Origin of the sequence: Pseudomonas sp. TH39(2020), assembly GCF_016650715.1 — a bacterium.
Taxonomy (GTDB): domain Bacteria; phylum Pseudomonadota; class Gammaproteobacteria; order Pseudomonadales; family Pseudomonadaceae; genus Aquipseudomonas; species Aquipseudomonas mandelii_C.
The window spans coordinates 141,480-157,231 of record NZ_JAEKFF010000005.1; the positions used below are offsets into that span (position 1 = coordinate 141,480).

Below are 15,752 nucleotides of genomic sequence, written 5' to 3' on the forward strand. Positions count from 1 at the left end.
CTATGCCCGTCAAACCCCAGGTAAGCCCGCGCCTGACATTACTCACAGCCTCAGGCGTTTGCTCACTGATCGTCCTCGACACCAACATCGTTGCCGTGACGCTGCCTACGATCGCCCGCGACCTGGGCGCTAACTTTGCCGACATCGAATGGGTGGTCAGCGCTTACATGCTGGCCTTCGCCGCCCTTTTGTTGCCGGCTGGCAGCATCGCCGACCGCTTCGGTCGGCAGAAAACTCTACTCTGCGGATTGGTCATCTTCATCCTCGCGTCCATCGGTTGCGGTGCCGCGCCCAATGCGCTGTTCCTCGACATCGCCCGGGCGATCAAGGGTGTCGGCGCGGCCTTGCTGCTGACCTCGGCCCTCGCCTCCATCGGCCATACCTTTCACGATGAAGTGGAACGGGGCAAGGCCTGGGCGTTCTGGGGCGCGTGCATGGGGGTGGCGATGACCGCCGCGCCGACGGTCGGCGGGCTGATCACCGAATATATGGGTTGGCGCTGGATTTTCTACCTTAACTTGCCCGTCGGCTTGTTCCTGATGGTGATGGTCTGGCGCGCCGTGCCGGAGTCCCGCGACACTCAGTCCGCGCGCCTCGATCCCTGGGGCAGCCTGGCGTTCAGTGCGAGTTTGCTGTGCCTGATCTGGGGCCTGATCGAGGCGAACCGGATTGGCTGGAGCAATCCGCTGACCTACGCCCGGCTCATCAGCGGCGCTCTGTTGCTGGGGCTGTTCGTGGTGATTGAACGGATGCAGCGGCGGCCGATGGTTGACCTGCAACTGTTCAAGCATCCGCGTTTCATCGGCGCGCTATTGGGCATGTTTGCCTACGCCGGTTGCGCCCAGGTGATGATGACCCTGCTGCCCTTCTACCTGCAAAACGGCCTGGGTTTCTCGGCCATCGCTTCAGGGCTGGGGATGTTGCCGTTTGCCCTGACCATGCTGATTTGCCCGCGCATCGGCGTACGTCTGGCGAGTCGATTTACCCCCGCCACATTGATGGCCGCCGGCTTGACCCTGGTCGGCAGCGGCAATCTGCTCAGTGCCTGGGCGGTCAGCAGCGGCGGTTACCTGCCCTTCGCCCTGGCGATTGCCGTGACGGGCGCCGGTGCCGGGCTGCTCAACGGTGATACGCAGAAGAACATCATGGCCTGCGTGCCACGGGAGCGTACCGGCATGGCTTCAGGCATGAGCACCACCATGCGCTTCAGCGCAATCGTGCTGGCCATCGGCGTGTTCGGTGCGTTGCTGTCCAGTCATACCGAGCTGTTATTGCGTACGAGCCTGACGGCACAGGGTGCGCAATGGCTCGGCCAAACCCAGGGCATCGCCTCGCGGGTGGTGGCCGGTGACATGACGGCGGCAATGGGCCTGTTGCCGGAAACCGCGCGCACGGTGGTCGAACCGTTGGCCCGCCAAGCCTTCGTCGGCGGCTTCAGTCTGCTGTTGTGGGTCGCGGGGTTGTTGGCATTACTGGGTGCGCTGGTGGTGGGCACGCTGATGCGCAATCCGATCCCCGCTCCGTCGACCGCAGCTATCGGCGCGAATGCTTGAATGACGCCAGCACCCGCTCGGCATTCGCATCGCAGCCCATGCCTTCGGGTTTCGCCTGTATGTCGTCGATCACCGCCAGCAGCTTCGCCTTGCTCTGCGCCAGGTGCAGCTGCATTTCTTCGATCTGATGGACTTTGCGCTTAAGCCCCGCCAGCAGTTCGTCGTGCTTGAATTCACCGGTGATGGTGTCCGGCATCAACTGTTTCAACTCTTCCAGGCTGAACCCGGCCTGCTGGGCGCATTGGATCAGGTACAGAGTCTGCAATACCTGCTCGGGATAATGCCGGTAACCGTTGGCCCGGCGTTCCACCTGCCGAATCAAACCCTGAGCCTCGTAAAACCGAATGCGCGACGCGTTCAACCCGCTCAATTGCGCCAACTCACCAATCTTCATCTCAGCCTCATTTGCCTGCTTGACATTAAAGTTAACTTTAAGCTTAGCCTCTGCTCTTCACTGATGAGGAGTCAAGCATGTCGCCCTTCCAAGCGTTGAATTTGCCCAACGGCCAGACCCTCGGCAACCGCATCGCCAAAGCCGCGATGGAAGAGAACCTCGCTGACAGCGGGCAGGCACCTGCAGAGGCCTTGTTCCGGCTGTATCAGGCGTGGGCCGAAGGCGAAGCCGGCCTGTTGCTGACCGGCAACGTGATGATTGACCGCCGCGCCATGACCGGCCCCGGTGGTGTGGTGCTGGAAGATGAGCGGCACCTTGAACGCTTTCGCCAGTGGGCCAGCATCGGTCGGGCCGGTGGTGCGCAGTTCTGGATGCAGCTCAATCATCCCGGCCGTCAGACCATGGCCAACCTCGGCCAGCAAGCGTTGGCGCCTTCGGCGGTGGCGCTGGACCTGGGCGCGTTCTCGAAAATGTTCGCCGAACCCAAACCCATGAGCGAGCGCGACATCGAAGACGTTATCCAACGCTTCGCCACCAGCGCTGCCCTGGCGGAAAAGGCCGGTTTCACCGGGGTGCAGATTCATGCCGCACACGGTTATCTGATCAGCCAGTTCCTCTCGCCCTTGACCAACCGCCGAACCGACCGCTGGGGTGGTTCTCTGGAAAATCGCGCGCGCTTGTTGCTGGCGGTGGTCAGCGCCGTGCGCAAGTCTGTGTCACCGACATTTTGCGTGGCGGTGAAGCTCAACTCGGCGGATTTCCAGCGCGGCGGTTTCGATGCCGACGATGCCCGGCAAGTCATCCAGTGGCTCAACGATCAACCGATCGATCTGCTGGAACTCTCCGGCGGCAGCTACGAAGCCCCGGCCATGCAAGGCGAGGCCCGGGATGGCCGGACCCTGGCGCGAGAAGCGTATTTTCTGGAAATGGCCGGTGAGCTGGCCAGCGTGGCGAACATGCCGGTGATGGTCACAGGCGGGATTCGACGCCTGGCGATCGTCGAACAGGTGCTCGAGAGCGGCATCGCCATGGCCGGGATCGGCACGGCACTGGCGCTCGAACCTCAACTGGTCAAACGCTGGCGCGAAGGTCAGAACAGTCACCCGCAACTGCCGCCGATTCGCTGGAAACGCAAACCCCTGGCGGCATTGGCGAGCATGGCCGTCGTGAAATTCCAGCTCAATCGCCTGAGCCGTGGGCGCAAGACCCGTCCCGACGTCTCGGCGCTATGGGCGTTGATTCTCGACCGCGTGTACATCGCCCGGCGTACTCGCCAGTACCGGCAGGCGATGGGAATGAAGTAATCCAATGTGGGAGCGAGCCTGCTCGCGATAGCGCCCGACCAGTCAATATTGATGTCGCCTGACACACCGCTATCGCGAGCAAGCTCACTCCCACAAGGGTATGTCTGCGCTGCAAGTATGTTTACCGTCCGGAAAAACGCAATCTGGAGAGCTGACGCAAATCCCCCTCGAGGTAATAGTCATCGGTCCAGCTATCATCCGCCGCCAACGGCTGGACCTGCTTGAGCGCGAGTTTCCTGGCGAAATAGCGGAAGCGGTAATGCTCGTAGAACCGCAGCAGTTCCAGACCATAACGGTCTGCCAGATCGGTATCACCGCGAATGATCAGGAAGTTCTCGTCATTGCCATTGCTGGCCGCGACACTGAGGTTATGGCTGCCGCTGATGATCGTCGGCGCATCGCTGGTGAAGTCCGTCACCACGGCTTTGGTGTGCACCAGCAGATTGCCCTTCTGGCCTTTCATGTTTTCTTTGAGCCAGCCTTCCAGCCCGGTGTTGAGCAGCGCGGTGGCGGCGAATTCGGCGGTGCGGTCGGCGTGGAAGCCGGTGATGCGGCTGGTGGTGTTTTGCAGGCCGTAACGCAAAATGTCGTCGTGGGGCTGGCCGAGCAAGGCGTTCAGGATGTCGTCGGGCAAGGCGAACGCGGTGACGAACAGCACGTCCTTTTTCGCGGCGTTGATGATCTCGACAAACTCATCCAGATCTCCTTTGCCCGAGCGTGGTGAGAAACCGGCGAACATCGGTTGCAACGGATCCATCGGGTTGTTGTGCGTGAGCCAGTTTCGGGTGGCGCCGACATCCGCAGGGTTGGCCCAGATCTGCTCGAAGGTGTGCAGATAGCTGGCGCTGACGCGTGTGTCGTCCAGCACATGCACCACGTTGGCCTGGCGGTAAACGCCGTTGGGCGTGAAATTGGTGCTGCCGCACAGCACCGCTTCCGGCTGACGCTTCCCCGCTGCGTCGAGTCGGCTCAGCACCATGAACTTGTTGTGGAAGATGTTATGGGTGACCCGCCCACGCTTGTTCTCTGCCGGGATTTTTTCCAGGCTGGCCTCGTTCATGGTGGTGTCCTCATCACCCGGTTGAGCGTGATACAGGACTCGAACGTTCACCCCACGTTCGAACGCGGCATTGACCGCATCGACGATGGCCTGCAATTCATACTCGTAGATGGCAATGTCCAGCGCCCACTGGCCATCCACCGCACGGGCGATAAACCCCAACAAACGCCCGAGCAAACCGTTTTCCAGCCACTGCCGCGGGACATCCGGCCAGGCTTCGATGGGCAGGTTCTTGTTGGCGCTGATCAGCGCGTCGAGCTCGGGAAACTTGCGCTGGAACGCCTGGCTGGCGGCCACTGCGCGATTGAAGATCACGCTTTGGTTATTCGGCTGACCATTGTCGGAGGTGACCGTCACTTCCAGGAATTCTCCCAGTTGCGGCGCATCAACACTGCCGTAGGCCAGGTGGATTCGGTAATGGATCGTCATCCCCGGATTGACCGCGTAATCGGCCCAGCGAAATTTCTGTAATGGCGCGATATCGCTGGGGGTGGCGTGAAACTGGGGAAAGGTATGCACCTTGCCGGGGAAGGTCAGGCTGTTGAACAGGAACAGCCAGGGCTTGGGGCCTTGCTGCTTTTCGATGGCGAAACCCAAGAGGCCTTTGCGTCGGGGTTCGGCCAGGTCCATGGCCAATAGCACACCATTGGTGCCGGCGTAGGCTTTGACGCGGAAATCGTCCTGACTGTTGGCGGCTAGAACGCGCATGACTCACTCCTGTGAAGATCAAAAGATCGCAGCCTGCGGCAGCTCCTACAGGTGTTCGCCGTTCATCGTAGGAGCTGCCGCAGGCTGCGATCTTTTGATTTTTTCGGTTACTCCATATCATCGATATGCCGGTACTGCGCTTGCAATTGAGTTGCCAATACTTTAGACCGTCCCAGGCGAATCGGCCCGCGCTCGATGTCGATCAGCAGCCCCGGACACTCAAGCGCCGGCAACATCGACCAGTCCTTCAATCGGCCATCGGTCACCAGCAACAAGCGCTGCTGTTCCGCCGGAAAACGCTTTTGCCGTGCAGCCAGCCAGCGCCCTGCCTCACCCAGCGCCGCCAGCAACGGCGTACCACCGCCCGCTCCCAGCCCATCAAGCCAGTCGCGCAAAACCGCGGAGGCTTTCAACCCTTGCACTTGCCATTTCGGCACATGACCACTGGCAGTAAGCAACGCCAGGCGTGCACGCTGGCGATAGGCATCGTCGAACAGTTGCGCCAGCAGGCCCTTGGCATCGCTCAACGCCTGACGGCGACGAGTCGAAGCCGAGGCGTCGACGATCACCAGCCACAGTTCGTGGGGCGAGCGGGTGCGCAGGTGAAACAGGACATCATCACGCTGACGCGGGCGGCCGTTCAGCAAGGTACCGGGCCAATTGATCGAGCCGTTGCGCGATGCGTGACGTTTACCCTGTTTGCCATTGTCCAGTTGTCCGGCGCGGGGTCTGGCATTCGCCCCCGCGTCAGATCGAGGGCGAATGCCTAGGGCTTTTTTGGCCAGCTCGGCACGTCACGGCGTGCGCCGACCGGGAGCGCCTGAGCGGGCATTTCCCCCCATTGGCCCTGGCCTTCGCTCGGGTTGGCATTTTGCGTAGAGGGCGGCTGACTGTGTTGCGGCGCTGGTGGCGATGGTTCGCGACGGCGATGGCGCAAGGCAAATTCGGCGACGGCGTCGATGTCTTCCTCGGCAATTGCATTCGCCCCACGCCACGCCGCGTGGGCACGCGCGGCACGCAACCAGACCAGGTCGGCCCGCAAGCCGTCGACTCCGGCGGCAAAGCAGCGCTCGGTAATCTGCGCCAGCGCATGATCGTCGAGCGGGATGCTTGCCAGCACGCTGCGCGCTTTCTGGCAACGTTCGCGCAGCGACTGCTGTTGGCTTTCCCATTCGGTGCAGAAGCCGTGGGGATCGCTGTCGAAATCCAGCCGCCGACGAATGATCTGGCCGCGCTCGGTCGGTGCTGTGTGGCCGCTGAGGGCGACGTTCAGGCCAAAACGGTCAAGCAGTTGCGGACGCAGCTCACCCTCTTCCGGGTTCATGGTGCCGATCAGCACGAACTTCGCTGAATGCCGATGGGAAATGCCGTCGCGTTCGATCAGGTTGGTGCCGCTGGCGGCCACATCCAGCAGCAGGTCCACCAGGTGATCGGGCAGCAGGTTGACTTCATCGACGTAGAGCACGCCGCCGTCGGCCTTGGCCAGTACACCGGGGGAAAACTGTGCGCGCCCTTCGCTCAGGGCGGCGTCCAGGTCGAGGGTGCCGACCAGCCGTTCTTCGGTGGCGCCGAGCGGCAATGTCACGAATTGGCCGCTGGCGAGCAAGTCCGCCAGGCCACGGGCCAGCGTTGACTTGGCCATGCCGCGAGGGCCTTCGATGAGTACGCCGCCGATTTTCGGGTCGATGGCGGTCAGGTACAGGGCGAGCTTCAAGTCGTCGGCGCCGACCACGGCGGACAGCGGGAAATGCGGGGTGTCGGTCATGGTTTGTCTGGGTCCGTGGTCTTTGGTTTGGTTGTGGGGTGTCAATGGGATCGGCCCCTCACCCTAACCCTCTCCCCAAAAGGGCGAGGGGACTGATTGCGGTGATTATCAGAAATTCTGCGACCTGGGCCTTCAGGTTGAACTCAAGTTTTGGCAGCGATGAAGATCGGCTCCCTTCCCCCTCTCCCCCGTGGGGAGAGGGGTGGGGTGAGGGGCGGATTTCAGGCCGTAAAAAAATACCGAAACAACCACTACCCCTCCTCCTCAATATCCAACAACAAATTCTCCAGCGCCTCCTGATACTCACCCGGCTCCTTCCACATCCCCCGCTGCTGCGCTTCCAGCATCCGCTCAGTCATGTCGCGCAACGCATGCGGATTATGCTCACGAACAAAATCCCGGGTCGCAGGATCCAGCAAATACGCATCCGCCAGTAACGCGTACTGGTGGTCGTCGATCAGCTGCGTTGTAGCGTCGAAGGCAAACAGGTTATCCACCGTCGCCGCCAGTTCAAACGCGCCTTTATAGCCGTGGCGCTTCACGCCGTCGATCCACTTCGGATTGGCCGCCCGGGAGCGGATCACCCGGTTCAGCTCTTCCTTCAACGTGCGGATTTTCGGCAGATCCGGCTGACTGTGATCGCCATGGTAACTGGCCGCGGCTTCACCACTGAGGCTTTCCACCGCCGCGAGCATGCCGCCCTGGAACTGGTAATAGTCGTTGGAATCGAGCAAGTCGTGTTCACGGTTGTCCTGGTTTTGCAGCACAGCCTGAACCTGGCTCAGGCGCTGAGCGAACTGTTCTCGCGCTGCGGTGCCTTCGTCAGAACCGCCGTAAGCGTAGCCGCCCCAGTTCAGATAAACCTCGGCCAGGTCGTCGCGGCTTTGCCACAGACGACCATCGATGGCGCCCTGCACGCCCGCGCCGTAAGCACCGGGTTTGGCGCCGAAAATTCTCCAGCCGGCCTGACGCCTGGCCGCCTCTTCATCCAGCCCCGATTGCATTAACGCTTCGCGCTCGGCACGCACCTTGGCGGCCAGGGGGTTGAGGTCGTCCGGCTCGTCGAGGGCGGCGACCGCTTGCACGGCGGCGTCGAACAGGCGGATCAGATTGGCAAAGGCATCGCGGAAGAATCCGGAGACGCGCAACGTCACGTCCACGCGCGGACGGTCCAGCAGACTCAGCGGCAGAATTTCGAAGTCGTCGACCCGCTGACTGCCCGTGGCCCAGACCGGGCGCACGCCCATCAGCGCCATGGCCTGAGCGATGTCGTCGCCGCCGGTGCGCATGGTCGCGGTGCCCCACACCGACAGGCCGAGCTGACGCAGGTGATCGCCGTGGTCTTGCAGGTGTCGTTCAAGAATCAGGGTGGCCGACTGGAAACCGATACGCCACGCGGTGGTGGTCGGCAGGTTACGCACGTCCACCGAGTAGAAGTTGCGCCCGGTCGGCAGCACGTCAAGTCGACCGCGACTTGGCGCACCGCTGGGACCGGCCGGCACGAAGCGGCCGTTGAGGGCGTCGAGCAGTCCACACATTTCCGCCGGGCCGCAGGCGTCCAGCCGTGGGGCGACGACTTCACGCAGGCTGTCGAGGATGGCGTCTACTTCAGACCATTCCGCCTTTTGTGGGAGCGAGCCTGCTCGCGAATGCGGTGGGTCAGGCAAATCAATGTCGCCTGACACTCCGCTTTCGCGAGCAGGCTCACTCCCACAGGGGCCGGGGTTGACTTGAGGCTGGTTCAACGTCTGCGAGATCAGTTGAGTGGCAAACAGTTCCAGACGTTCGCGGGTATCACCTGCTGTGCGCCAGACTTCATCGGTGAGGGTTTGCAGTTCAATCGGACGTGGCCCGGTCCAGGGTTCGGCGAGCGCACAATCCAGCGGATCGAAGCCCAACGCGAACGCCTTGGCCAAGGCCCGCAGCAGACTCGATTGCGCACCGCGCCCATCGCCACGCGGAATACGCAACAACGCCAGCAAGGTGTCGATGCGCAAGCGTCCGGTCGGCGACTCGCCAAACACATGCAGGCCGTCGCGGATCTGCGACTCTTTCAAGTCGCATAAATAGGTGTCCAGCCGTGGCAACCAAATCGCCGCATCGGCATCACTGTCGAGTTTTTCGTCCAGTTGCAGTTCGCGGTCGATGTGCGTCTCGCGCACCAGTTGCAGGATGTCGCGCTGCAATTCCCGGGCACGGCGCGGATCGAGCAATTGCGCTTCGTAATACTCGTCGGCGAGTAATTCGAGGTTGCGCAACGGGCCGTACGTTTCGGCGCGGGTCAGCGGCGGCATCAGGTGATCGATGATCACCGCCTGCGTACGGCGCTTGGCCTGGGCGCCCTCGCCCGGATCGTTGACGATAAATGGATAGATGTTCGGCAACGGCCCGAGGAGCGCATCCGGCCAGCAATGCTCCGACAGCCCGACGCCTTTGCCCGGCAACCATTCGAGGTTGCCGTGCTTGCCGACGTGGATCACACCGTGGGCACCGTAGGTGTTGCGCAACCAGAAATAGAACGCCAGGTAACCGTGAGGCGGCACCAGGTCAGGATCGTGATACACCGCGCTCGGATCGACCTGATAACCCCGCGCCGGTTGAATGCCGACGAAGGTCAGGCCAAAGCGCAGCCCGGCAATCATCATTCGCCCGCCACGGCACATCGGGTCGCTTTGCGGCGTGCCCCAACGCTCCAGCACGGCCTGGCGGTTGGCCTCGGGCAAGGCGTTGAACATCAGGTTGTAGTCGTCCAGCGCGAGGCTTTGCATACACGGGCGCTGGTCGAGGGTGTCGAGGTCGTTGCTGACGCCGCCGAGTAATTGCTGAATCAACGCGGTGCCAGTGTCGGGCAATTCGGCGGGTAGCGGATAACCTTCTTTATGCAGCGCACGCAGGATGTTCAGCGCCGCCGCCGGGGTGTCGAGGCCGACGCCATTGCCAATACGCCCGTCACGGGTCGGGTAGTTGGCGAGGATCAGGGCGATGCGTTTTTCAGCGTTGGGCACTCGCGCCAGATCGATCCAGCGCCGCGCCAGTTCGGCGACAAAATCCATGCGCTCCGGTTGTGGCCGATAGCAGACCACATCGGATTGACTACGCTCGCTCCGCCAGGCCAGGTCTTTGAAGCTGATCGGTCGGCTGATGATCCGCCCATCCAGTTCAGGCAACGCGATGTGCATCGCCAGATCACGCGGACCGAGGCCTTGTTCGCTGGCGCGCCAACCAGGCTCGTTGTCCTGGGCGCAGATCGCCTGGATCACCGGGATGTTGCGGCGAAACGGTCGCAAATGCGGCGCTTCGGGGCTGGATTGGGCGAAACCGGTGGTGTTGAGAATTACGCCGGCCTCGACTTCGTCCAACAGGTCCTCGACCACCGTCAGGCAGCCGGGCTCTTTCAGACTGGCCACGGCAATCGGCAACGGGTTCAACCCTGCCGCCTGCAAGCGCTGGCAGAAAACATCGATGAAGCCTGTGTTGGCCGCCTGCAAATGCGAGCGGTAAAACAGCACTGCCGCGACCGGTTGACCGGCCTGCCAGTCGGCTTGCCAATCCTTCAGTTCAGCGGGGCTTTTGTGCGGGTGGTAAATCGCCGTGCGCGGCAGGGTTTGCGGCTCGGCCCAGGTGTAGTCGCGATCCAGCCAACGATTGGCAAGGCAACGGAAAAAATCCAGAGCATTGCTCATGCCGCCCTGACGCAGAAACTGCCAGAGCCGGTCGCGGTCACAGGCAGCCACCGTGCTCAGCTCGCTGAGTTCCGGGTCCGGGCGGTCATCGCCGGGCACCAGAATCAGCTGCACGCCGCGCTGTGACAATTCCACCAGTCGCTCGACGCCGTAACGCCAATAAGCGATGCCACCGTGGAGCGAAATCAGAATCACCTTGGCGTGGCGCAGCACTTCGTCGACATACAGGTCGACCGACGCGTGGTTCTGCACCTGCATCGGATTGGCCAGACGCACGCTGGGGTAATCGTCGGGCAACTGCTGCGCCGCCTCGGCGAGCAGCGCCAGGCTGGAGTCGCCGCTGCACAGGATCACCAGCTCGGCGGGGGTTTGTCCAAGGTCGGCAATGTTGTCATCCGACACGAAACCGCCGGGCTGGGTCCTGAGCAGGTGCATGGCTTAAACGCTGAGCGCAGCGCGCAATTGCGCTTCAAGCAGAGTGGCGTCCAGCTCCTGACCGATCAATACCAGGCGCGTGGTACGCGCTTCGTCGGCGCCCCACTGACGGTCGAAGTGCTTGTCGAAACGTGTGCCCACGCCCTGAATCAGCAAGCGCATCGGCTTGTTCGGAATCGCCGCGAAGCCTTTGACGCGCAGGATGCCGTGCTGGACCACCAGTTGAGTCAACGCGTCCAGCAACAGGCTTTCGTCGGCTTGCGGCAATTCGAGGGAGATGGAGTCGAAGGCATCGTGGTCATGCTCATCGTGATGGCCGTCTTCACCTTCATGGTGGTGATCGTGATGGCTGTGACGGCTGTCGATGTGTTCTTCGGAACCGGCGCCGAGGCCGATCAGCACGTCCAGTGGCAGACGGCCGCTGCTGGCTTCGATGAGTTTCACCGCGGGCGGCAGTTCTTCAGCGACTTCCAGGCGTACACGGGCCAGGTCTTCAGGGCTGATCAGATCGGCCTTGTTGAGGATCACCAGGTCGGCGCTGGCCAGTTGGTCGGCGAACAGTTCGTGCAACGGCGATTCGTGGTCCAGGTTCGGGTCGAGTTTGCGCTGGGCATCGACCTGGTCCGGGAAAGCCGCGAAGGTGCCAGCGGCGACCGCTGGGCTGTCGACCACGGTGATGACCGCGTCAACGGTGCAGGCGCTGCGGATTTCGGGCCACTGGAAGGCTTGCACCAGCGGTTTTGGGAGCGCCAGGCCCGAGGTTTCGATGAGGATGTGGTCGAGGTCGCCGCGACGGGCAACCAATTCGCGCATCACCGGGAAGAATTCTTCCTGAACGGTGCAGCACAGGCAGCCGTTGGCCAATTCGTAAACGCGGCCATTAGCTTCTTCTTCAGTGCAGCCGATGGAGCACTGCTTGAGGATTTCGCCGTCGATGCCCAGCTCGCCGAACTCGTTGACGATCACCGCGATGCGGCGGCCCTGAGCATTGTCGAGCATGTGCCGCAGCAAGGTGGTTTTGCCCGAGCCCAGGAAGCCGGTAACGATGGTGACGGGGAGTTTGGCCAGTGTTTTCATCGGATGCCCTTTGGCAAGGTGGCGGGCATACGGGACGACAATCGCAGCGACGGGCGCGCGCAAGAGTTCCGCCACCGGATCACCCCGCCCGGTTGAAATTGAGAATCTGTGTCGAGGCAGGTCTCCTGGCTGACGGTTTGCCAGTCTTGTGGGCCTGGCATTCGCTGCGCCTTCCCGCGAACCCGTTGCACAGGGTTTGCAGTGGCGTGGCAGCGAACATCACCGTTCACAGTTGCGGGGGCAGCCGCGGCATCGACCGCGTTCCCTTCTTAGCTTCGGCAGACGCCGAAGAACCTCGAAAGCGCAAGGCTACGCATCGTCTTGGGGCGGGTCAATGTCTGTAGGAGCTGCCGAAGGCTGCGATCTTTTGATTTTGCTTTTAAAAACAAGATCAAAAGATCGCAGCCTTCGGCGGCTCCTACCAAGAGCCAATCATCATTCGTATCCAAACGAGAACCCATGCCAATTGACTCTCCGCCCCCGCCCATGCTCTCCTACACGCCTTGTTACGGGTGCCCTTCAAAGGGTGAAACGGGAAACCGGTGAATCATGTGCTTTACTCTAAAGTCATGTCAGTCCGGTGCTGCCCCCGCAACGGTAAGCGAGCGAAGCGTCAGATCCACTGTGCCAGCAGTTCGGCATGGGAAGGTGATGCTTGCAGGTCAAGGCGAAAGCCTGCGCCCCTCGTGAGCCCGGAGACCGGCCCGCAACACAAAGTGACCATTACGATCACTGAATAACAAACCCGCGGTGGGCGGGCGCTGTTTGAACCTCTGCGTGCCCGACTCGCCGGGGTTTTCCATGCGCTCTATTCACCCGCTGACAGACCAGAGGGAAGCGCCATGTCGATCATCAGCAGCACCGCCAGCAACACTGATAAGAGCACCGCCAGCACCACAACCTTGACTCAACGCCTGACCGCCGCCGCGTGTGCGTCGATCCTGGGCGCATGCCTTGTGTATTTCGCCGGTTTCTCGCACATCGAAGCGGTGCACAATGCCGCGCACGATACCCGCCACAGCTCAGCATTCCCGTGCCATTGAGACCTGCTGACATGATCAAGCGTATTGCGCAAACCGCAGGGTTCACCGGGCTGCTGGCCGCCCTGCTGCTGACCCTGCTGCAAAGCTTTTGGGTGGCTCCGCTGATTCTGCAGGCCGAGACTTACGAAAAATCCGAGCCCGCCGCTGTTGAAGTTCACGAACACGCCGCAGGTGCTGTCGCCGCTCATACCCACGATGCTGAAGCCTGGGAACCGGAAGACGGCTGGCAGCGCGTGCTGTCCACCACCGGCGGCAACCTGGTGGTAGCGGTCGGTTTCGCCCTGATGCTGGCCGGTCTTTACACCTTGCGCGCACCGACTAAAACCTCCCAAGGCCTGCTTTGGGGCCTGGCCGGTTACGCCACGTTCGTGCTGGCACCGACCCTCGGTCTGCCGCCTGAGTTGCCGGGCACTGCCGCCGCTGATTTGGCGCAACGGCAGATCTGGTGGATCGGCACGGCTGCCTCCACCGCGGTCGGCATCGCGCTGATCGTATTCAGCCGTCACTGGCTGATGAAGATCCTCGGCGTGGCGATCCTGGCCGTTCCTCATGTGATCGGCGCGCCGCAACCGGAAGTGCATTCGATGCTCGCTCCAGAAGCCCTGGAAGCTCAGTTCAAAATCGCTTCGCAGCTGACCAACGTGGCATTCTGGCTGGCCCTGGGCCTGATCAGTGCCTGGTTGTTCCGTCGCAAAAGCGATGGTCAATACCACGCATGAGTGAGATCAGCACAGCGCCGACTTTAGTGGTCGGCCTGGGCTGCCAGCGCGGCTGCCCTGTCAGCACGCTGCGGGCGCTGCTCGATCAGGCGTTACAGGCGCATAAAATCGAACTTCGGGCGATCAAGGCGCTGGCCAGCATCGACCTGAAGCGCGAAGAACCTGGCTTGATCGAGCTGGCCGAACAACTGGCGCTGCCACTGATGTACTTCAGCAGCGAACAACTGGCCGGCTATCAACCGCAACTCAGCCACCGCTCGGACATCGCATTCGAACGCACCGGTTGTTACGGCGTCGCGGAAAGTGCCGCCCTGGCCCTCGCCGAACAACTGACCAAGGCACCGGCAAAATTGCTGATTTCACGGCAAAAATATGCCCAGGCCACCCTGGCATTGGCCGGCGCCGCCTGAAATCCTCGATAATCCCCTCCTTTGATCATGAGCAATCTTCATCTGAAGCCTTGCCTAACCCCTTTTCTCACAGGAACCGACGATGACCGTCTACTTCATTGGCGCAGGTCCCGGCGACCCGGAACTGATCACCGTCAAAGGCCAACGGCTGATTCGCAGCTGCCCGGTGATCATCTATGCCGGCTCCCTGGTGCCCGCCGCTGTGCTGGAAGGCCATCGCGCCGAACAGGTGGTCAACAGCGCCGAACTGCACCTGGAACAGATCATCGAGCTGATCAAATCCGCCCATGCCAATGGTCAGGACGTGGCCAGGGTGCACTCCGGCGATCCGAGTCTTTATGGCGCGATTGGCGAGCAGATCCGCTACCTGCGCGAACTCGACATCCCGTTTGAAATCATTCCCGGCGTCACGGCCACCGCGGCCTGCGCGGCACTGTTGGGCGCGGAACTGACGTTACCCGACGTGTCGCAAAGCGTGATCCTGACCCGCTATGCCGACAAAACCGCGATGCCCGCCGGTGAAGAGCTTGGCAGCCTGGCGCAGCACGGGGCGACCATGGCGATTCATCTGGGGGTCAATCATCTGGAGAAGATCCTGGCCGAATTACTGCCGCATTACGGCGCGGATTGCCCGATCGCGGTGATTCACCGGGCGACCTGGCCGGATCAGGATTGGGTGGTGGGGACGCTTGAAGACATTGCCGCGAAGGTTGAAGCCAAGGGGTTTCGGCGCACGGCGTTGATTTTGGTGGGCCGGGTTTTGGGCAGTGATCACTTCAGTGAGTCGTCGCTGTATCGCGCGGGGCATGCGCATTTGTATCGCCCATAGGGCCCATTCGCGAGCAGGCTCGCTCCCACATTGGGATGCGGTTAATTGTGGGAGCGAGCCTGCTCGCGAAGGGTTCGGTAAATTTTTCCCATAAAAAAACGGCGCTCACGGGGCGCCGTTTTTTTATGTCTGCAGCGAACACCTTACTTAGTAGTAGGCGTTTTCTTTCTGCGTGTGGTCGGTGACGTCACGAACACCCTTGAGCTCGGGAATGCGCTCGAGCAAGGTGCGCTCGATGCCTTCGCGAAGGGTGACGTCTGCCTGGCCGCAGCCCTGGCAACCGCCGCCGAACTTCAGTACGGCGATGCCGTCTTCGACCACATCGATCAGGCTGACCTGACCGCCGTGGCTGGCCAACCCCGGGTTGATCTCGGTTTGCAGGTAATAGTTGATACGCTCGTTGATCGGGCTGTCGGCATTGACCATCGGGACTTTGGCGTTTGGAGCCTTGATGGTGAGCTGGCCGCCCATACGGTCGGTGGCGTAGTCGACTACCGCATCGTCCAGGAAAGCTTCGCTGAACGAGTCGATGTAAGCGGTGAAGCTTTTGAGCCCCAGCGCTGTGTCTTCAGGTTTTTCTTCGCCCGGCTTGCAATAAGCAATGCAGGTTTCGGCGTACTGGGTGCCAGGCTGGGTGATAAAGACGCGGATGCCGATGCCTGGGGTGTTCTGCTTGGAGAGCAGATCAGCCAGATAATCGTGGGCGGCGTCGGTAATGGTAATAGCGGTCATGGAAACTCCTCGCAGGCTTGGGCGCAGTTTACGCCAATCA

The 15,752-nt window shown here is 61.8% G+C and carries 13 protein-coding genes and 2 riboswitches; of the genes, 6 read left to right on the forward strand and 7 right to left on the reverse strand.

Features of this window, described 5'->3' with window-relative positions; all coding sequences use genetic code 11:
* The first annotated feature begins 2 nt into the window (after positions 1–2).
* Positions 3–1,553 (forward strand): MFS transporter, encoded by a 1,551-nt coding sequence (locus tag JFU47_RS05670; protein ID WP_201181729.1) that lies wholly within the window; start codon positions 3–5, stop codon positions 1,551–1,553.
* Here the strand turns inward: JFU47_RS05670 and JFU47_RS05675 are convergent.
* Positions 1,534–1,947, reverse strand: a complete 414-nt coding sequence (locus JFU47_RS05675) for a MerR family transcriptional regulator (protein ID WP_140894783.1) — start codon at positions 1,945–1,947, stop codon at positions 1,534–1,536. The genes JFU47_RS05670 and JFU47_RS05675 overlap by 20 nt on opposite strands.
* A 77-nt stretch (positions 1,948–2,024) precedes the next feature.
* On the opposite strand from JFU47_RS05675, the gene JFU47_RS05680 reads away from it, so the two are divergent.
* Entirely contained in the window at positions 2,025–3,251 is a 1,227-nt protein-coding gene (locus JFU47_RS05680; protein WP_201181731.1) for an NADH:flavin oxidoreductase/NADH oxidase family protein, read from the forward strand.
* 121 nt (positions 3,252–3,372) lie between these two features.
* On the opposite strand, the gene JFU47_RS05685 is transcribed toward JFU47_RS05680, so the two are convergent.
* From JFU47_RS05685 to cobW, 5 genes are all read right to left on the reverse strand, one after another.
* Positions 3,373–5,019: a phospholipase D-like domain-containing protein gene (locus tag JFU47_RS05685; protein WP_201181733.1), complete on the reverse strand. Its 1,647-nt coding sequence runs from the start codon at positions 5,017–5,019 to the stop codon at positions 3,373–3,375.
* 107 nt (positions 5,020–5,126) lie between these two features.
* Complete coding sequence (locus JFU47_RS05690) at positions 5,127–5,666, reverse strand: VWA domain-containing protein (RefSeq protein WP_201181734.1); 540 nt, start codon at positions 5,664–5,666, stop codon at positions 5,127–5,129.
* 119 nt (positions 5,667–5,785) lie between these two features.
* Complete coding sequence (locus tag JFU47_RS05695; RefSeq protein WP_201181736.1) at positions 5,786–6,784, reverse strand: ATP-binding protein; 999 nt, start codon at positions 6,782–6,784, stop codon at positions 5,786–5,788.
* A 251-nt stretch (positions 6,785–7,035) separates the two neighbouring features.
* A complete protein-coding gene (cobN, locus tag JFU47_RS05700; RefSeq protein WP_201181737.1) occupies positions 7,036–10,902 on the reverse strand; it encodes a cobaltochelatase subunit CobN in 3,867 nt (1,288 codons plus the stop codon).
* A 3-nt stretch (positions 10,903–10,905) separates the two neighbouring features.
* Positions 10,906–11,979 (reverse strand): cobalamin biosynthesis protein CobW, encoded by a 1,074-nt coding sequence (cobW, locus tag JFU47_RS05705; protein ID WP_201181738.1) that lies wholly within the window; start codon positions 11,977–11,979, stop codon positions 10,906–10,908.
* 98 nt (positions 11,980–12,077) lie between these two features.
* A riboswitch (cobalamin riboswitch) is annotated at positions 12,078–12,292 on the reverse strand.
* 180 nt (positions 12,293–12,472) lie between these two features.
* A riboswitch (cobalamin riboswitch) is annotated at positions 12,473–12,701 on the forward strand.
* 120 nt (positions 12,702–12,821) lie between these two features.
* On the opposite strand from cobW, the gene JFU47_RS05710 reads away from it, so the two are divergent.
* From JFU47_RS05710 to cobM, 4 genes are all read left to right on the forward strand, one after another.
* Positions 12,822–13,022: a CbtB domain-containing protein gene (locus tag JFU47_RS05710; RefSeq protein WP_123368152.1), complete on the forward strand. Its 201-nt coding sequence runs from the start codon at positions 12,822–12,824 to the stop codon at positions 13,020–13,022.
* Between the two features lie 11 nt (positions 13,023–13,033).
* Positions 13,034–13,741 (forward strand): CbtA family protein, encoded by a 708-nt coding sequence (locus tag JFU47_RS05715; RefSeq protein ID WP_201181739.1) that lies wholly within the window; start codon positions 13,034–13,036, stop codon positions 13,739–13,741.
* Complete coding sequence (locus JFU47_RS05720) at positions 13,738–14,151, forward strand: cobalamin biosynthesis protein (RefSeq protein WP_140682661.1); 414 nt, start codon at positions 13,738–13,740, stop codon at positions 14,149–14,151. Before JFU47_RS05715 ends, JFU47_RS05720 begins: the two co-directional genes overlap by 4 nt.
* A gap of 82 nt (positions 14,152–14,233) precedes the next feature.
* Positions 14,234–14,980, forward strand: a complete 747-nt coding sequence (gene cobM, locus JFU47_RS05725) for a precorrin-4 C(11)-methyltransferase (RefSeq protein WP_140682665.1) — start codon at positions 14,234–14,236, stop codon at positions 14,978–14,980.
* Positions 14,981–15,127: 147 nt separating this feature from the next.
* Here the strand turns inward: cobM and nfuA are convergent, their stop codons facing one another.
* Positions 15,128–15,712, reverse strand: coding sequence for a Fe-S biogenesis protein NfuA (gene nfuA, locus JFU47_RS05730; RefSeq protein WP_046048486.1), 585 nt, complete (start codon positions 15,710–15,712; stop codon positions 15,128–15,130).
* Between the last annotated feature and the right edge of the window lie 40 nt (positions 15,713–15,752).